The sequence below is a fragment of the Enterobacter sp. 120016 genome, from assembly GCF_018383635.1.
GTDB classification, from domain to species: domain Bacteria; phylum Pseudomonadota; class Gammaproteobacteria; order Enterobacterales; family Enterobacteriaceae; genus Enterobacter; species Enterobacter asburiae_D.
In genome coordinates this window covers 33,774-51,981 of the sequence record NZ_JAHAWC010000001.1, presented here as the reverse complement: position 1 = coordinate 51,981, position 18,208 = coordinate 33,774, and the positions used below count along the sequence as shown (strand labels likewise).

Genomic DNA, 18,208 nt, shown 5'->3' with positions numbered 1-18,208 from the left:
TTCCTCACATTACAAATCGATTGCCATTTCGAAACAGCGTAGATCAACACCTGCCATACGCGAGTGATGATAGGTTTCGCTCTGCGTCACAAACCCCATCTTCTGATAAAACGACTGGGCGTTAGGCGTTGCATCCAGCCTCAGGCGGGTTATCCCTCTACTGCGGGCCTCATTTTTGAGCGCCTCGATTATCCGGGTCGCCATGCCTTTACCGAATGCTGCGGGCAAGGTGAATATCGCCTCCAGACAGTGGGTATCCAGATCCAGATAGCCGGTTGCCGCAATATCACCCTTTTCATCTTCCACCACATAAAAAGGGTATTCAACGATCGTCTGCCGAAAGCGGTCGGGCATGAGATCTGGCGTCCAGCGCGCAATGACGTCGGCGTCGTAGCTGGTTTTACAGCCGTGACGAATCGCCTGATTGCGAATATTCCAGAGTATTTCGGCTTCCTGGGGGTTGGCCCGTCTTAATACCATGATGACCTCTGCAATTCTTAGTAGTATGGGAAAAGAGCTCACTGGGATAGAGTGCCGTAAAGATGAAAATACCAGAACGCAAACAAAAGCATAACGCTTAAATATGGAGATCCGCGGATGACGATACCGACGCTCACGACAGAACGCCTGCTGCTAAAACCGCTGGTTGCCGAAGATGCGGCCCAGATTCAAAAGCTTTATCCGCGCTGGGAGATTGTCCGCTATATGGTCTCTTCGGTGCCTTGGCCCTACCCGGATAACGGAGCGGAAAACTATGTCAACAACGTGGCGCTGCCGGATATGGCGAAAGGGATTGCCTGGTTCTGGAGCATTCGTCGTCGCGAGGTGCCGGACGCGCTGATGGGTATTATCTGCCTGTACGATGTGGAAGATAACAACCGAGGATTCTGGTTGGCCCCGGAGTTTCAGGGCCAGGGATACATGCGCGAGGCCAGCATTGCCGCGACGGATTACTGGTTCAATACGCTAAACAAACCCGTATTACGCGCCCCGAAAGCCGCCGCCAACAGCCGATCCCGGCGTATTTCAGACAGTAGCGGCATGCGGCTTATCAGAACGGAACAAAAAGCCTACGTCAGCGGTATGCTGGATTCTGAGCTGTGGGAGATCACCCGCGACGAGTGGAACGCCCGTCAGGTCAGCTGATAATGCTTATCCGGCATCAGCCTTTCCGGAATGTTCTCTTCATCGTTCATCTGCAGCAGATCGCGTTCCATCATGTTGCAGATGGCGTCCAGCGGCAGATCGTTATTCTCAGTGCCGAACGGGTCTTCCAGCTCTTCCGCCAGGGTGTCCAGCGAGATAAAGGTGTAGGAGATCAGTGCCGAGACAAACGGCGTCATGTAGTGCAGATCCACAACCAGCGCGAACGGCAGCATGATGCAGAACAGATACACCGTGCGGTGCAAAATCAGCGTATAGGCAAACGGCACCGGCGTTGTCGCAATGCGCTCGCACCCGGAAAGCACGATGGACATATCGTTGAGACGGTTATTCAGGCTGTGGAACAGGATGTCTGAAAGCTGCCCGTTTCGCCGCCGCACGGCCAGCCACTCCCCCATGATCAGTAAAATACGGTTTGCCGGCGAGTTGGCGCTCATCACGTGACGTAAATCATCCGGAGCAAGATAACGAGAGAGCTGCTCGGCGCTCAGCTCCCGCCGAAGGGTCATGCGCAGGCAGTTGGCAAAAGCAATCTGCAGGCGGACAAATTCCCCCAGGTGCTTATCGTCAGGTAACGTGTTTTTTACCTCGCGAAACAGCGAGCGTGCCGCTATCATCAGCTGTCCCCAGAGCAGGCGAGCCTCAACGTAGCGTGAATAACAGGCGTTGTTTCTGAAACCGAGAAAGATAGCGATCGCCACGCCGAGAATGCTAAATGGCGCCACGGTAAATTTGATGCCCAGCGAGGTATACCACGGCAGCATCAGGATAACGGCGATAGAAAGCAGGAAGTTGAGCAGCAATCGGGTGTAGATTTTGGGAAGTACCGAACCGTGCCAGACAAAAATCAGTTGTAGCCAGTGCTGTTTAGGACGAACAATCATAGTGAGTTTCAGGAAAGAAAAGAGCGAAGCTATTAAACGTGATCCCCCTCACAGTTGCAAGCATGTTAACGAAACATTGAATTTTCTCGCCTGCTTAGCAATAACCGCACGGTGCTGCAGGTGCTTTTAAAAAAAAGGGCAAATAGTATGTTGTAACTAAATAAGGGTGTCGTTAAACCCGGCCGTAGCCGGGTCACGTGATTAGCAAAGGGATTTAACCGCTGCGCGCATTCCTTTCAGCAGAATCGCATCCAGGTCCAGGGTAACCTGGTCAACAAGACCGGCGACCTGCGTCAGATCCTGTTCCCAGTGCTCGCTCACGCTCAGCACTGACTGCACCAGGTCACGGGTAGTGAGCTGCTGGTCGCGGTGCTGCGCCCAGAGCTGCTGATAACGTTCCAGCCAGAATGCGTCATCCTGCACCGGATAGTTCTCCCCGTTACGCTCCGCGCGATAAAACGCGATCAATGCAGCCAGAGCGAACGTCAGACGTGCAGGCAATTGTCCGCCTGCCTTCTGCCCTGCCAGCAGCTGCGGGAGGATGCGTGTGCGGTATTTGGTCATGCCGTTGAGCGCAATGGAAAGCAGCTGGTGTCGGATGTAGGGGTTACGGAAACGCCCTGTTACCGCACTGGCAAATGATTCCAGCTCGTCACGCGGCAGATCGAGAACAGGAATTATCTCCTGATAAATCGCTTTTTCGACGAATGCGCAGATCTCTGCATCATTCATCGACTCGCCCACCGTATCCAGCCCGGCCTGGAATGCCACCGGCACCAGCGCCGTGTGCGCGCCGTTCAGGATGGCGACTTTGCGCTCTTTGTAGGGCCTGATGTCGTCGACAATCAGCACATTTAACGGGTACTTATCCAGACGGAGTTCCTGAGCAAGGGATGCCGGCCCCTGGATAACAAACAGATAGAAATGTTCAGCCGTGTCCAGGAACCCATCGTGATAGCCCAGCTCAGCTTCCAGCGTTGCCGCTTCATCGCGCGGGTAACCGGTCACGATACGGTCAACCAGCGTCGAGCAGAAGCTGTTGGCGTCGTTTAGCCACCGGATAAAGGCCGCAGGCAGCGCCCACTCCTGGGCATAGCGCAGGACGAGTTCACGCAGTGCATCCCCATTGTAGTCAATCAGTTCGCACGGAATGATGATCCAGCCTTTATCCGGTGCGCCGTTGAAGTGGCTGAAGCGCTCAAACAGCAGTCGCGTCAGCTTAGCCGGGTAGCTCACCGCAGGGGCATCGTCGAATCGGTCACCCGCGTGGTAGCTAATACCCGCTTCGGTAGTGTTCGAGAAAACAAAGCGCATGTCCGGGTTGTGTGCCAGTTTCAGAAACGCGTCATAGTCGTCGTAGACGCTGATCTCACGGTTAACCGAGCGGATAAGACGGCTCTCACTTACCGCCTCACCCTTCTCATTCAGGCCGCGAATGATAGTGGTATACAGTCCATCCTGAGTGCTCAGCGACGGCGGGAAGTTGCTCTGAATAGGACGGGCGATAACCACACCGGCGTTAAGATCGGTATGTTCATTTAACAGGTCAATTTGCCAGTCGACAAAAGCACGCAGGAAGTTGCCTTCGCCAAACTGAATGATGCGTTCTGGGTATTGAGCACCGGGAAAATCACGACGGTTGAGCGTGTTCACAAGGGGGTTCCTTTTATGATTAGTCATACAGCCTGATAAGATTGGTACGATAACTTATCAAAACTTAACGACCGGGAACCCTGTTTTGATCAATCCACGGCGTAGTTGTACAAAATAATCATAAGAACTTATAGAACACGGACGTGGCCGTCATGGCGCCGTCCGGCATCAGCGCATAGCGCGGGATCTCGCCAACCTTTTGCCATCCGGCGCGCTGGTAAAAGGTCTCGGCCCCGCTGCCGGTGGAGGTATCTAGTACCAGAACCGAAATATTCCTGGCCCGGGCCTCAGCTTCAAGCGCTTCCATCAATGCCATCGCGGCCCCTTTCCGGCGCGCTTTCTCATGAACCAGCAGCTTCGCCACATCGGCTCGATGCGGCTGGTTTTCCGGCTGGTCAACAATCAGCTGCACCGTTCCGATGACGCCGTCCTGCGGGTCGACACAGGCCAGCACGAGGCGTTCGTTGCGCCCTACGCTTTCAGCAATGCCGCGCCAGAAAGAACGGCCCTTCTCCAGGCTAAAGGGAAGCATAAAGCTGACGGATGCCCCGCCGTTCACACAGTTTTCGAGGATCCCGGCCAGCGCATCAAGGTGGGTAAGAATTTCGTCTCGGGTGAGATTTTTGATTTGCAGTGAGGTATTCATTGTTTTTCCTTACGTTGAATACCGTCACTGTGCATTTAACATCTTCTTAACGCAAACGGATCGGACATAGGCTTTTGTTATGTCACCGGGTGCGCTGGCGCTGCTGCTTCATGGCATACATTTTTTCATCGGCCTCTTTTAACCACTGCTGCAGGTCGTTGCCGTTATGATCGAATTCACTTAGCCCCCATGAGAAGTGGAGCGACCAGGGGTGAAGCTTCCGGGCGTTATAGCTTTCGACCTGCTCGGCGAGATACTGCATGGCAATCCAGGCGCCCTGCTCATCCGTATCCGCGAACAGCACGGCGAACTCGTCCCCGCCAAAACGAACCAGCAGATCCGCTTCACGGAAAGAGGCACGCATCAGTTGCGCCATGGCTTTCAGCGCCTTATCCCCCTCTTCATGCCCGAAGCGATCGTTAATTTCCTTAAAGCGATCCAAATCCAGCCAGCCGAGCGTCAGCGGCTCGGCCCGGCGCCGGGCAACGGAAAGCGTGAAGCGCACGAGTTGATTAAAGCCCCGACGGTTGAATAGCCCGGTTAATTCATCCGTGGTCGCCGCGCTGATGGCAGCAAATTCATCTTCCGCCAGCGCGCCAAGGTCTCCCAGCACGGCGAGATCGGCGGCAGAAAACTCCCGAGGAGCGTAATCAATCAGGCACAGCGAGCCAACGCTAGCGCCGTCACGCAGGCGCAGCGGGAAGCCCGCGTAAAACCGCACGCGAGGTTCACCGGCCACCAGCGGGTTATCCGCGAAACGATCGTCCTGAAGCATATCCCCCACCACCAGCGGCGCTTCGGCGAGGATCGTATGCCCACAAAATGAGATGTTACGCGGAACGGTGCCGGGCGCCTGGCCGTCGGCCGACTTCACGATTAGCGAATGCTCATCAATGAGATTGACCATCGCCAGCGGCACCTGGAAGAAGCGTTTTGCCAGACGCGTTAATCGGTCAAACGCCGGGGAACTGTCGATCTCAAGCAGACCTGATTCTCGCAGCGAGTTGAGTCTGTCTGTTTCATTTTCAGGGGTTGCAGGTGCTTTCATAATGTCTCCTGACGTAAAGCGTTACTAAAAGCGTAGCTTAAACAGAGACATTGTCAGTGTTCTGACAGCCTGTTAAGCCGCTTACTATTCACGTCAATGCCTTATGACGATTAACGCAGCTATGTTTCACTCCCGGAGGGCGCGGCAATTTGCTCGTCCGCCACCCGGGCGCTGGTGCGGTTTCGACCCGCTTTTTTTGAACGATAGAGATGATCGTCCGCTTCGGCCATGAGCTTGTTGAAGACCTCGGTCAACTGCCACGACTCAGCCTTTCCGCTTCCGAGGCCAATACTGACCGTCAGAAAGAGCGTCTGGTGACGCCATGTAAAAGGATGGCTGGCAACGGTGGATCGGATACGTTCAGCCAGTGCGAAACCGTGCTGCGCGTCGCCTGAATTGACCACCACAGCGAACTCTTCCCCGCCCATACGCGCCACCATGCCGTCTTCGCCAACCACCTGCTGAACCTGTCGGGCAAACGACGCCAGCACGCGGTCTCCGCACTCGTGGCCGTAGTTATCATTAATGCTTTTGAAGTAATCAATATCCAGCAGCATGACGGTCAGAAAACGTGTATGCCGGTACGTCTCTTCATGCTTTAACGCCTCGTAAAGCCCGGAACGCGAGTAGACGTGCGTTAAAAAGTCATAATCCGCCCTCAGCGAAACCTGACGGATCAGGGAATTAATCGCCGCCATGCTGACGGAGACCATCACCGGGCAGATCGCCATCGTGGCAATGCCCAGCCGGGCTGAAAACATCATTGTCGTCGTAAACGGCGTGGCCACGGCAATATTAATAATCGAGTTGGCGACCAGAATAATTTCAGTGGCGCCCGTGATAAACGTCAGCAGACAGGTGGCAGGCAATGAGTAACGAACCGCACACCAGATAAGCGCAGGCAGAGGAAACGAGAGGCTCCCCGCTCCGCCAATCACCACCGACGCGACCACCGAGACGATCAGCGCCATCACCGGCAGCAGCTGCTCCAGACGTAACCTGAGTTCACGCCCGGGCATACGCAACGTGAGCATACAGGGCACAACAAGCACGCCGGTTGAGAACTGCTCGCTAAACCAGTCGGCAAACAGCGGCCAGAAGGTATGACTGTCAATCCCAACAGACCCCACCGCGCCGAGCAAGGCACAAAGCAGCGCGGCAATCAGACAGTAGTTAAACAGGCGTAATGCGTTAAGCGGATCGGGGGTTTTCTTCATCAGCCGCTTGTCGCGCTGAACCAGTACGGAGACGACAACGATAAAGATCATGTTAGACAGGTTAATCACCACTGAGGCTATCCCCCAGTTAGTCGTCACCGCGTCGTACAACAGCATCGCGACATAACATACCGCATAGTAGTGCAGGCGATTCAGGTAAACATAGCGGGCGAAGATCCCCGCCATGACGCCGTTCAGCGGCCAGAACAGCGACAGGGCCTCAACGAGCCGTAATTCCGCGCCCACAAAATAGAATAAGGTGGTGAGGATGAAGATCGTCGATGCATTTCGCAGCGGCGTGTCAACCTGGAACGGCCTGAAAGCGGTAAGAGCAGAACGCATTAAATATCATTCCATATGAAAGCTTATGGCAATTATTGCGGTCGTCAGCATGATCGGGACTAACTTGGGATGCATCTATAACACAAATACCACGGGAGCATAACTCGTCAAATTTAGGCGTTCATCTGCAGCACCAGCCAGTGGTGGATGACGCTGACGATATAATTTTGTTGCGGCGCGGTGAGCGTCACGCCCTGTGGAATATTATGCCATTTTGCCAGACAGCCCCGACAACAGGTGGCGGTGGCATGCTGGGCGATAAACACCGGGTGACCGCGCATGGGCGTCTGTTTACCGTCGTTTGCGGGGTGCGCGGGCGCAAGGCGCTTTTCGACAAAATCCGCGGCATGCTGGTCAATGGTTTCGGGGCCTTTGTCCCAGCAGTACTGTCGTTCCTTATCGCCTAAGCGAAAGCGCGAGCGAAATGTCGATCGCGCCAGGCGGGAAAAGAGAGGATCCAGATCGGACATCAGTATACGGAACGCCCCAGGCGCTGGGTCAGTTTCTCCAGAACCGCCACGCCGGCAAGCGAATTTCCCGTTTCATCCAGTTCCGGGCTCCAGACGGCTATCGCCATTTCATGCGGCACAATCGCCACGACCCCGCCGCCGACGCCCGATTTAGCCGGAAGCCCAACGCGCCAGGCAAACTCACCGGCGTTTTGATACATCCCGCTGGTGGCCATCAGCGCGTTAACCTGCCGAGCCTGAAGCGGAGAAACAACCTCCTGGTCGAGATGCGGCGCGTGCCCCTGGTGCGCAAGGAACAGGAACGTCTGAGCCAGCTCAACGCAGCTCATTTTCAGGGCGCAGTAATGGAAGTAGTTTTGCAGCACGGTCGCCACGTCGTTGTGGAAATTACCGAAGGATTTCATCAGCCACGCGATAGCCGCGTTACGGGCGGAGTGTTCAAACTCCGAGCGTGCCACCACCGCATCATAGGCAATATCGTCAACGCCCGAGAGCTGGCGAACAATCTCAAGCATTCGCTGGCGCGGTGCGCTGAGGCGGCTTTGCAGCATATCGCAGACCACCAGCGCCCCGGCATTGATAAAGGGATTTCGCGGTTTACCCTGTTCAATCTCAAGCTGAAGCAGCGAGTTAAAAGGCTGGCCGGAAGGATCTTTACCGACACGCTCCCAGATCTCGTCTTCTTCATACTGGCGCATCGCCGCAACCAGGCTCAGCACTTTCGAGATGGACTGAATGGAAAAACGTTCCGTTGCATCGCCTGCCTGGTATCGCTGTCCGTCGATGGTACAGATAGCAATCCCCAGCTTATTCCCGCTTACCGAGGCAAGGGCCGGAATATAGTCGGCAACCTTCCCCTTTCCAATTAACGGACGAACCTGCGCCAGAATCTCGTCCAACATCTCATTATGGATGACCGCAGCCACACTTTGCTCCTTGCCCTCAGGCTAAAACGGGCTGCGAGTATAACAGAGGCTTATGTATTGCGTCAGGCGCTAAGACGAAAACGCGAAACGGCCTGCAATAAAAGATCGGATTGCTTTTGCAGCCGCTCAGAGGCATCCGAGGCGTCAGAGACCAGCAGGTCCGTCTGACGGGATACCTGATTCAGCGCCTGAAGCTGGCGCGTCATCTGGTGAATACTGTCCCCCTGACTGAGCGTGGCGGTTGAGATCTCATTAAGCAAACTGCTTAAATTGCCCACCAGACCGGTGACCTGCTGCAAATTCTCTTCCATCAGGGTAACGGCTCGAGAACCGTCTTCAATGCCCTGCAGCGAGCGGTTAATAAGCTCCTGAATGGTCTGCGTCGAGTGGCTGCTTTTTCTGGCCAAAAGCCCGACTTCCCGCGCGACGACGGCAAAGCCGCGCCCCTGGTTTCCGGCATGGGCCGCCTCGATGGCCGCATTTAGCGCCAGGATGTTGGTCTGAAACGCCACGCTGTCGATCATCGCCACGATCCCGCGCATCTCAGAAGATCGGTCGACGATCGCCTGCATGGACGCATTGACGGTAGACATCATCTGGTCGCCACCCACGGCGGCCTGCCGCGCTTCATCGGCCCGCGAGCTGGCGAGCCTGGCATAGCCGGTATTCCCTTCCACATGGCTTTCCAGCGACGCGATATGCGCCGTCACATCCTCAAGCTCTTTCGCCTGGCGCGCTGACTGCTGATACAGCTTCTGATTACCCTCCGCCAGGGAGCCAATGTTCTCCACCATGGTGGCAGTGGCATGGCTGACCTGGGTCACCAGCTGCTGTAGACCGTGCTGCATCGTCGCAATGCTGTCGCTAAGCTGCCCTATCTCCCGGTTGAAGCGCATGACGTTCGGCGGCGTGCCGGAGAGATCCCCTGCCGCCAGCCGGTTAATATGCGCAATCAACCGACGCAGCGGCGTAATGACCCATCTGGACATGCCGAACCAGACGGCAACCGCGATGGCGAGCAGCAGCCCCGGCGCAAACAGGAACAACGTTTGCAGGCCGGAGAGCTGTGCCATTAGGCTCTGGCGCCCCTGCATGGCCTGCTTCTCGCTTGCCTGCTGATAGCGCGCATAGTTGTCGTTAAAATCAGACTGAAACGCCTGAGCCGGTACGGCAAAAAAAGCGTCGATGGTATTGGTCTTGAGAAGCCCGTCTGCCTGCTCTTTGATCGCGCCGTAGAAAAGCTGATAGCTGTTCACCAGGGCATCGTCTTTCGGCGGATTCAGCGCCTGCCAGGCCTTCCACGCCTGCTGAGAAACCGTCAGCGCCTTTTGCGCATCGTCCATCAGGCTATGCCAGCTTCCGTCGGAACCGGTCTCTTTATCCTGCATAAACCAGACGCCGGACCGGTTAAGCAGATCGCTTGCCGCCAGCAGGGAAACGCGGGCCAGATCCAGCTTGCTCTGCTGCTGCCAGGCCAGCAGGTTTTGCTGCTCATTACGCTGGGCGTCGTTCAGGGAGGCGTTAAGCAGGAATGATGAGGAGAGCTGCAGCGCGGAGAAAAGGCCAATAATGCAAAAGATACCCGTCAGCAGGCCAAAGTGACGAGGGGTGAGACGCTGCGCAATACGGCGAAAAATTTGCGTTAGGTTCATAATTATCTTCATTAACAATGCGTTAGACGCGTGCGAGTCTACGAAATGAAAATGACAGAACCATTGCAGATAAATGACAACGGCCCTCGTGATGAGGGCCGAAATCACAGGCGGGCGATAAATTACACGCGATCCTTCCACACCGTTTGCACGTTGCAGAACTCGTGCAGCCCAAAGTGGGAAAGCTCGCGGCCAAAGCCGCTTTTCTTCACGCCGCCGAAGGCCACGCGCGCATCGCTGGCGCTAAAGCCGTTGATAAACACGCCGCCGCACTCCAGTTCGCGGGAGAATTTATCCGCCAGCGCTGCGTCAGCGGTGAAGACGGTGGCGGACAGGCCAAAGTCGCTGTCGTTGGCAAGCGTCAGGGCGTGCTCCGCGTCTTTCGCAACAGAAATGGCCGCGACCGGACCAAACAGTTCCTGGCGGAACGCCGTCATCGACGGGGTGACGTTGGCCAGCACGGTTGGCGCGTAGTAATTGCCCTCTCCGCCGATCTTCTCTCCGCCCAGCAGAAGCGTTGCCCCTTCGGCCAGAGTGGCCTGCACCTGCTGATGCAGTTCGTCGCGCAGGTCAAAACGCGCCATCGGGCCAATAAAGTTCTCTTCCCGATCCGGTGCGCCCAGCTTCAGCGCAGAAACGGCCTCGACAAAACGCCGGGTAAAGGCCTCTGCGATACCCTCCTCGACGATAAAACGTTTCGCCGCCGCGCACACCTGCCCGGTATTCTGGTAGCGACCCGCCACCGCCGCCTTCACGGCAAGATCCAGGTCGGCATCGTTGAGAACGATAAACGGGTCGGAGCCACCCAGCTCAAGAACGCATTTTTTCAGCGCGGCCCCCGCCTGCGCGCCGATGGCTGCACCGGCACGCACGCTTCCGGTGACGGTCACGGCCGCAATACGGCGATCGTTAATCGCCTGGCTTACGCCGTCATTGGTGGCGTTCACCCAGCCGAATACGCCTTCAGGGAAACCGGCATCCGCAAAAATCTGCCCAATAAGATCCGCAGAGCCGAGCACGTTTGGCGCATGCTTAAGCAGATAGCTGTTACCTGCCAGCAGGATCGGCACCGCGCCGCGCAGCACCTGCCAGAGCGGGAAGTTCCATGGCATCACCGCAAGAATCGGCCCCAGCGGACGGTATTCAATGACCGCGTTGTGGTTTTCCACCAGCGTAGGCTCCGCACGCAGCATCGCCGGGCCATGCTCGGCATACCAGTCGCACAGACCGGCGGATTTTGCCACTTCCGCCCGCGCCTGCAGGATGGGTTTCCCCATTTCACGGGAGATTATCTGCGCCATCTCTTCCGCGCGGTTTCGCAGCGCGGCGCCGAGATCCCGCAGCTTCTGCGCCCGGTGGGACACGCTTTCGCGTCGCCACTGGCGATACCCCGCGTCAGACTGAGCAATCGCGCGTTCAACCTCTTCCGGCGTCGCCCAGGGATACGCAGCGAGGGTTTCCCCCGTTGCCGGGTTAATAGAGAGGGCATGTGTAGCAGATGAATATTTCATGATGTTCTCCACGCATTTCGGTTGATTCATTGTGGCTCACTCTGCTATTTCTTAAAAATGAATAATACTAACCACCTTATTCACGAAACGAGAATGCTATGGACTTAACCCAGCTTGAAATGTTTAACGCCGTCGCGCTGACGGGCAGCATCACCCAGGCGGCGCAGAAGGTGCATCGCGTGCCGTCCAACCTGACGACCCGCATCCGCCAGCTGGAAGCCGATCTTGGCGTTGAGCTGTTTATTCGTGAGAACCAGCGCTTACGCCTATCCCCCGCCGGGCATAACTTCCTGCGCTACAGCAGGCAGATCCTCGCCCTGGTGGATGAAGCGCGCATGGTCGTCGCGGGAGATGAGCCGCAGGGGTTATTTGCCCTCGGCGCGCTGGAAAGCACCGCCGCGGTGCGCATTCCTGAAACGCTGGCGCAGTTTAACCAGCGCTATCCGCGCATCCAGTTTGCCCTTTCTACCGGGCCTTCCGGGACAATGATTGATGGCGTACTGGAGGGAACCCTAAGCGCCGCCTTTGTCGACGGGCCACTGTCGCACCCGGAGCTGGAGGGCATGCCGGTCTACAGGGAAGAGATGATGCTGGTCACGCCTGCCGGGCATGCGGAGGTGACGCGCGCCGCGCAGGTCAGCGGCAGCGACGTTTATGCCTTTCGCGCGAACTGCTCGTACCGCCGACACCTGGAAAGCTGGTTTCATGCGGACAGAGCCACGCCCGGCCGCATTCATGAGATGGAGTCCTATCACGGCATGCTCGCCTGCGTTATTGCGGGCGCGGGCATCGCGCTGATGCCGCGCTCGATGCTGGAGAGTATGCCGGGACATCATCAGGTTGAAGCCTGGCCGCTGGCGGAAAACTGGCGCTGGCTCACTACCTGGCTGGTGTGGCGACGCGGGGCGATGACCCGCCAGCTGGAAGCCTTTATAGCGCTGCTAAACGAACGTCTTCAACCAGCGCCTTCTCCATAAACAGGCTGAGCGGGTCCTCAGCGTACGGGGCAAACGCCGGACGCAAATCGTACCCGCACTGCTCATACAGACGAACCGCGGCGCGCTGTTTGATGCCCGTCTCCAGCCTTACGGTGTGACAATGGCGGCTCAGGGCTTCATCTTCCAGGGCAGCCAGCAGCGTCTCGCCGAGATGCTGCCCGCGATGGGCCGGATCGATATAGACCCGCTTCATCTCCCCCGTTCCGTCACCGTTGAGAACAATAGCTCCACAGCCCACGGCGCGCAGCTGCTGGTCTCGTATGACCATCAGGATAAGCGATGTATCAGGCAGCGCAGCGAGGTCGAGGAGATGGTTGCTTTCGGCGGGATAGAGCTCGCCCTGATAGCGGTCAAGCGCCGCGATCAGTTTGAGAATGTCCGGATGACGTGCAGATTCAGAGGTAATGGAATACATGGCAGGCTCCTTGCTTTTTATGTGAGGCTAAATTTCAACATAGCTCAGGCCTGCCGGGGTGCTACATAGTATTAACTTATGTCATGACGCCAGCGTCAGCTGGACATCTAACGCCCTCAGCTCGGCCTGTGTCGTCTCATCCAGCCTGCTGTCCGTCACGATATCCGTCAGGGTATGAAGATGCGCCACGTTAAACAGTGACCAGGCGCCATACTTGGAGCTGTCCGCCAGCAGCACGCGGCGTTTAGCATTGGCAATTAAATCGCGCTTCAGCGCGGCCTTCTCTTCCGTCGGCGAGGTTATGCCGCGGGTGATATCCCATCCGTTACAGCTGACAAAAGCCACGTCCGGCCAGACGTTTTGCAGCAGGCGACGGCCGTGTTCACCGATGCAGGACTGGCTCGAATCATCGATACGCCCGCCGATAATCGTCACTTCAATCTGTCGGAATTCCGAGAGAAACAGCGCAATGTGCAAATCGCTGGTGATCACGCGAAGCGGCAGATGCGTCAGCTGACGAGCGAGTTCAATCATCGTGGTGCCAGCATCCAGCACAATGGCGTCCCCTGCTTTAACAAAGCTCGCTGCCGCGCTGGCGATAGCGTGTTTTTCCGCCAGACTGCGCTGCATTTTTTCATGCGTCGTGGGCTGGGAAGGAATAAACCGGTTAAGGGTGACGCCGCCATGGGTACGGCTAATCACGCCTTCCTGATCGAGCTTAATCAAATCCCTGCGGATCGTTGCCGGAGAGGCGTCGGTAATTGCCACCAGCTGATCCACCGTCACCAGATTATGCCCTTTCAGGTAATCCATTATCTGCTCTAACCGGTTATATCCCTTCATATCATTCCCGTGTAATTTGCATAGCCAACTGGATAGACACCGTCATGCTCTCAGACTTCGCTTTACCGGTCCAGGCAATATCGAACGCGGTTCCGTGGTCTGCAGAGGTACGGATAAACGGCAACCCGGCGGTGATATTCACCCCGTCATAAAAGCCGAGCAATTTTAGCGGAATATGCCCCTGATCGTGATACATCGCAACGACCATGTCATACATTCCTTCGTGGCATTGCATAAATACCGTATCCGGCGGACACGGTCCGGTGACGTTTAGCCCCTGCGCTTTCATTGCCTCAACGGCCGGGCCGACAATATTAATCTCTTCGTCACCAAACAGGCCGTTCTCACCCGCATGCGGGTTTACACCGGCAACGGCAATGCGAGGATGAGTGAACCCGACGCGTTTCAGGAAGCTATCCGCAATACCAATCACGGTTTTTACCCGATCCTGATTGAGCGTATCAAGGAATTTGCGCAGCGCAATGTGGGTGGTAATGTGGATCACCTTCAGCTTATCCGTATACAGCACCATGGCGTAATCTTTGCTGTCGGTCAGATGCGCCAGCAGCTCGGTGTGACCCGGATAGAGATGACCGGCGAGATGCAAAGCCTCTTTATTCAGAGGAGCCGTCGCGATAGCCTTCACCTTGCCCGCCATCGCCAGTTCGGTGGCTCGCTTCACGCAGCGATAGGCCAGATCCCCTGCTGCAGCCTGAACGACACCCGGCTTTAACGCATCAGGATCGGCCAGCGGTTCGTCCAGCACGTTAATCACGGCAGGGGCAAATTTCGCGTCTCTCACCGCAGCGATAAGACGTATATCCGCCTGCCCGGCGATCCCTTTATCCAGCACCCGCTGCAGCGTTCTGGCGCAGCCCACGACAACAACCGGCGCCCCTGAAAGCTCGCCTTCGGTGAGGGATTTGATAATGATTTCCGGGCCAATGCCAGCCGGGTCACCCATGGTTACAGCAATGATTTTAGTCACTCAGTCTCTCCTCGATAAAATGCAAAACCTCAAGCAGCGTCTCTTCCTTTCCGAAGCCCCCTGCTTTGGTCATTACCGGCTGCTGCCAGCCGCAACCCAGAAATTTTCCGTAAGGTACGCACTGTGCGACGCACCCGGCGATCTCAAACCCCCGCGCACCAAGTGCCCTGGCAACGGCCATCGCCACATCGCCACCGGAGACGTACAGCGCGTCCGGCTCGTGCACCGCAAGCACCTGTCGGGTCAGTTCGCCTAAAAACGTACAGATTTTTTCGCCCAGGCCAGCCCGGGTGACGTGATGCTGCCGACAGAGTTGCTCGACCTGATGGCGAGCATCATTGCCCGCGCAGGTATGAACAATGCAGTGATGCCCAGCCTGTAGCAACTGCGCGATCCGGGCGAGATACCCGGCCGTAACGCCGCGCAAAACGTCATTCACATCAATGAATACCGACGAGACGCCGGAAGCACCTGTGGCCAGTGCGACCTGGCGTTGAGCGATCTCACTCATCGATCCCACCACGGCCAACAGCTGCTTGCGTCGCGCCGGGGCCAGATGACGGGCCAGCGCATCGCATAGCCCGGCAGAGCCCACCAGCAGCGGCATCTGCGCGCAGGTCATTGCTGCGGTGATAATGGCGTCCAGCTCCTCGTCGGTCTGCGCATCAACGAAGATCCACTCCGTTCCCTGCGCCAGTTCGGCTGCCAGCGTCTCCACGGTCACGTTTTTACCGCTCACGTCGCGAAAAAGGTCAGCAATCGCGGCAGACGGAACGGGCGTTTTGGGATCGCTGGCAAATTCGGTTTCGTCCACCGCAATGCCGTTTACCAGACACCTGCCGTGCCGCGTGATCCGCCCTGCCGCGGGGTATGCCGGGGCAACAATCACCTGGCGCTTGCCGCTTAATGTCTTCAGGGCCTGTGACTCGGCCCCCGCGTTGCCGCGCAGCGTCGAATCCATTTTTTTGATAAGCCAGCGGGCATTCGCGATATCCGCCCCGAGTGCGGCCACCTTTTCGGCCGCCTCCCATGCCGACAGCGCCCGGGAATCGGTATTGACGATCAGCGCATCGGTCGCCTGGGTAAAAGGTGTATGAAACGCCACGCTGACTTTTTTGCCGCACAGCGCCAGGCTGACGCCGGCATCGTTAGCACCGGTAAAGTCATCTGCGACGACCACGACCTCTCTGTACAGATTGTTCACTTTCATCCCCACTCCGGGTTCGCCTTTCCTGCAAATGATTATATTCAATCATGATTGATCATATGTGAGCAAGATCAAGTTAATCAGTTTGCGAATAAATTATAAATTTAGCCACACGATGACCATGAAGCGCCTTATTTGAGCGAAATCAATCATGGACACAGAGACAGGAGAAAAGCGTGGTTACGATCAACAGCACCATTATTAGCGGCGCGAATGCCATCGCCGCCATCAGGCCGTTACTCACTGATAAAACGCAGCTGCTGCTGGTGACGGACGGCAACATTGCGCGTCTGGAGGCAGCAAAGCAGATCCGCGCGCTCCTCGAAGAGGACAACCGCCGCGTCACGATTATTGACAGCGTGCCGCCTGAACCCTCCCACCACGATGTCAGCCAGCTGCTCGCGGGGTTAAGCGGGACGTTTGGGCTTATCGTGGGGATCGGCGGCGGTAGCGTACTGGATGTGGCCAAACTGCTCTCAGTGCTGTGTCATCCGCTGTCGCCGGGGCTGGATAACCTTCTGGCGGGCATAAAACCTGAGGCGCGCATCCCCTCTCTGCTGATCCCGGCCACTGCCGGAACCGGCTCGGAAGCGACGCCGAATGCCATTCTTGCGATTCCGGAGCAAAACACGAAAGTGGGCATTATCTCCCCCGTACTGCTGCCCGATTACGTCGCCCTGCTGCCAGAGCTGACCACCAGCATGCCCGCGCATATTGCCTCATCTACCGGGATTGACGCGTTGTGTCATCTGATTGAGTGTTTCACCTCAACGGTTGCCAACCCGGTCAGCGATAACGCCGCGCTGACGGGACTGGCTAAGCTGCTGAACAACATTGAAACGGCCTGCGCCGAACCGGGAAATCTGCTGGCGAAGCTGGAGATGCTGTGGGCGTCTTACTACGGCGGGGTTGCTATTGCGCATGCAGGCACCCACCTGGTTCACGCTCTTTCCTATCCGCTCGGCGGTAAATATCACCTGCCGCACGGCGTCGCTAACGCCATTCTTCTGGCACCCTGCATGCGAGCGGTTCGCCCCCACTGCGTGACGAAATTTGCGCAGGTATGGGATTTGGTGCCCGGTGCGGATACGGCGCTGTCAGACGAAGAGAAATCCCACGCGCTGGTGGAGTACTTTGCCGCGCTGGTTCGCAGGCTCAACCTGCCGGACAACCTGGAGGCGCTGGGCGTACCGCGCGACGACATCCCCTCCCTGAGCGATGCGGCCCTTAACGTTAAGCGACTAATGAACAACGCCCCTTGTCAGGTCAACCACGACGAGGTGCAGGCGATTTACCGGACACTGTTTCCCAACATGAATAGCCAGGGAGTGAATCATGTATAACAACATCAGGGGCGTACTGACGGCCATCGTGACCCCCTTTGACACGGAAGGCGCGCTGAACCTACCGGGCCTTAAACAACAGATCGATCGTCAACTTAATGCTGGTAACGGCATCTTCTGCGGCGGCACAAACGGTGAGTTCTTCGTGCTGAACGAAGAAGAAAAAATCGCCGTTACCCGTACCTGTGTGGAAACGGTTGCCGGGCGCGCCCCGGTAGTGGCGCACATTGGGGAAATCTCGACCCGTGAAACCATCCGCCTCGGAAAACAGATCGCCTCGCTGGGCGTCGACGCCGTTTCCGTCATTACCCCTTACTTCGTTCCGCTGAAGCAGGCTGAACTCGTCGCACATTACACCGCTATCGCCGACGCGCTAGCCGTCCCGGTATTTCTGTACAACATTCCGGCGCGTACCGGCAACACCATTGAGCCCGCTACCGCACGCGCGCTGGCCGAGCATCCGAACATTATCGGTATTAAAGACAGTGCCGGAAGTTACGAGAGCCTGAGCGGATTCCTCAATGCGGTGAGCGACATTGGCGGATTCGACGTGCTGAACGGCCCGGATTCGCTTATCCATCAGGGCTTCGTCGACGGATGTTCAGCCTGCATTTCCGGGCTGGCGAACGTGGCGCCGGAGGCCATCAACGCCATCTGGTCACGCTTTAACGCGGGTGATATTGACGGTTCTCGTCTGGCGCAGGAGCGCGTCACCCAGCTTCGCACCGAGCTTTACAACGTGGCGTTTTCGCCTGCCGCAGTCAAAAAAGCGCTGCAGATCATGGGGGAAGACGTCGGAGAAAGCCGCTATGCCGTGGCGTTTAGCGAGCAGCAGTGCCAACAGATACGCCGAATAGTGACGACGTCACTTAACTAAACGGCGTTTGTTTCGTCAATAAGA

General features: G+C 56.9%; 18 protein-coding genes. 4 read left to right on the top strand and 14 right to left on the bottom strand.

Annotation, left to right across the window (positions count from 1 at the left end; translation table 11 throughout):
• Positions 1-9 precede the first annotated feature (9 nt).
• Positions 10-480, bottom strand: coding sequence for a GNAT family N-acetyltransferase (locus KIF87_RS00270; RefSeq protein ID WP_213327528.1), 471 nt, complete (start codon positions 478-480; stop codon positions 10-12).
• Positions 481-597: 117 nt separating this feature from the next.
• Between KIF87_RS00270 and KIF87_RS00265 the strand changes: the two genes are divergently transcribed.
• The gene (locus KIF87_RS00265) at positions 598-1,146 is read left to right on the top strand and encodes a GNAT family N-acetyltransferase (protein ID WP_059310094.1); all 549 of its coding nucleotides are present in this window, start codon (positions 598-600) and stop codon (positions 1,144-1,146) included.
• Here the strand turns inward: KIF87_RS00265 and KIF87_RS00260 are convergent.
• From KIF87_RS00260 to sad, 9 genes are all read right to left on the bottom strand, one after another.
• Positions 1,134-2,048, bottom strand: a complete 915-nt coding sequence (locus KIF87_RS00260) for a bestrophin family protein (RefSeq protein WP_213327527.1) — start codon at positions 2,046-2,048, stop codon at positions 1,134-1,136. The genes KIF87_RS00265 and KIF87_RS00260 overlap by 13 nt on opposite strands.
• Before the next feature lie 201 nt (positions 2,049-2,249).
• On the bottom strand, positions 2,250-3,701 hold the full coding sequence (locus KIF87_RS00255) for a tagaturonate reductase (protein ID WP_213327526.1): 1,452 nt from the start codon (positions 3,699-3,701) through the stop codon (positions 2,250-2,252).
• Positions 3,702-3,819: 118 nt separating this feature from the next.
• Positions 3,820-4,347 (bottom strand): GNAT family N-acetyltransferase, encoded by a 528-nt coding sequence (locus tag KIF87_RS00250; protein WP_202772991.1) that lies wholly within the window; start codon positions 4,345-4,347, stop codon positions 3,820-3,822.
• Between the two features lie 82 nt (positions 4,348-4,429).
• Positions 4,430-5,395: a sensor domain-containing diguanylate cyclase gene (locus KIF87_RS00245; protein WP_213327525.1), complete on the bottom strand. Its 966-nt coding sequence runs from the start codon at positions 5,393-5,395 to the stop codon at positions 4,430-4,432.
• A 119-nt stretch (positions 5,396-5,514) separates the two neighbouring features.
• Complete coding sequence (locus tag KIF87_RS00240; protein WP_213327524.1) at positions 5,515-6,954, bottom strand: sensor domain-containing diguanylate cyclase; 1,440 nt, start codon at positions 6,952-6,954, stop codon at positions 5,515-5,517.
• A 113-nt stretch (positions 6,955-7,067) separates the two neighbouring features.
• Complete coding sequence (locus tag KIF87_RS00235; protein WP_063142784.1) at positions 7,068-7,424, bottom strand: DUF4186 domain-containing protein; 357 nt, start codon at positions 7,422-7,424, stop codon at positions 7,068-7,070.
• Positions 7,424-8,350: a glutaminase B gene (glsB, locus tag KIF87_RS00230; RefSeq protein WP_121423726.1), complete on the bottom strand. Its 927-nt coding sequence runs from the start codon at positions 8,348-8,350 to the stop codon at positions 7,424-7,426. The genes KIF87_RS00235 and glsB overlap by 1 nt, the downstream gene beginning before the upstream one ends.
• Before the next feature lie 62 nt (positions 8,351-8,412).
• Positions 8,413-10,002 carry a methyl-accepting chemotaxis protein gene (locus tag KIF87_RS00225; RefSeq protein WP_213327523.1) on the bottom strand — a complete coding sequence of 530 codons (1,590 nt, stop codon included), beginning with the start codon at positions 10,000-10,002 and terminating at the stop codon, positions 8,413-8,415.
• A gap of 122 nt (positions 10,003-10,124) precedes the next feature.
• Positions 10,125-11,513, bottom strand: coding sequence for a succinate-semialdehyde dehydrogenase (sad, locus tag KIF87_RS00220; RefSeq protein ID WP_213327522.1), 1,389 nt, complete (start codon positions 11,511-11,513; stop codon positions 10,125-10,127).
• A 98-nt stretch (positions 11,514-11,611) separates the two neighbouring features.
• Between sad and ptrR the strand changes: the two genes are divergently transcribed.
• Positions 11,612-12,490: a putrescine utilization regulator PtrR gene (ptrR, locus tag KIF87_RS00215; protein WP_213327521.1), complete on the top strand. Its 879-nt coding sequence runs from the start codon at positions 11,612-11,614 to the stop codon at positions 12,488-12,490.
• Here ptrR and KIF87_RS00210 read toward each other — a convergent pair.
• The 4 genes from KIF87_RS00210 to dtnK all read right to left on the bottom strand — a co-directional run bounded on the left by KIF87_RS00210 (position 12,444) and on the right by dtnK (position 15,967).
• A complete protein-coding gene (locus tag KIF87_RS00210; protein WP_213327520.1) occupies positions 12,444-12,926 on the bottom strand; it encodes a GNAT family N-acetyltransferase in 483 nt (160 codons plus the stop codon). The two genes, ptrR and KIF87_RS00210, sit on opposite strands and share 47 nt — an antisense overlap.
• 81 nt (positions 12,927-13,007) lie before the next feature.
• A complete protein-coding gene (locus KIF87_RS00205; protein ID WP_193939623.1) occupies positions 13,008-13,769 on the bottom strand; it encodes a DeoR/GlpR family DNA-binding transcription regulator in 762 nt (253 codons plus the stop codon).
• Between the two features lies 1 nt (position 13,770).
• On the bottom strand, positions 13,771-14,757 hold the full coding sequence (locus tag KIF87_RS00200; protein ID WP_213327519.1) for a D-threonate 4-phosphate dehydrogenase: 987 nt from the start codon (positions 14,755-14,757) through the stop codon (positions 13,771-13,773).
• Positions 14,750-15,967 (bottom strand): D-threonate kinase, encoded by a 1,218-nt coding sequence (gene dtnK / locus KIF87_RS00195; protein WP_213327518.1) that lies wholly within the window; start codon positions 15,965-15,967, stop codon positions 14,750-14,752. The genes KIF87_RS00200 and dtnK overlap by 8 nt, the downstream gene beginning before the upstream one ends.
• A gap of 173 nt (positions 15,968-16,140) precedes the next feature.
• Here dtnK and KIF87_RS00190 point away from each other — a divergent pair, with 173 nt between their 5' ends.
• Both KIF87_RS00190 and KIF87_RS00185 read left to right on the top strand, forming a co-directional pair.
• Complete coding sequence (locus tag KIF87_RS00190) at positions 16,141-17,307, top strand: iron-containing alcohol dehydrogenase (RefSeq protein ID WP_213327517.1); 1,167 nt, start codon at positions 16,141-16,143, stop codon at positions 17,305-17,307.
• A complete protein-coding gene (locus KIF87_RS00185) occupies positions 17,300-18,184 on the top strand; it encodes a dihydrodipicolinate synthase family protein (RefSeq protein WP_213327516.1) in 885 nt (294 codons plus the stop codon). Before KIF87_RS00190 ends, KIF87_RS00185 begins: the two co-directional genes overlap by 8 nt.
• Positions 18,185-18,208: the final 24 nt, after the last annotated feature.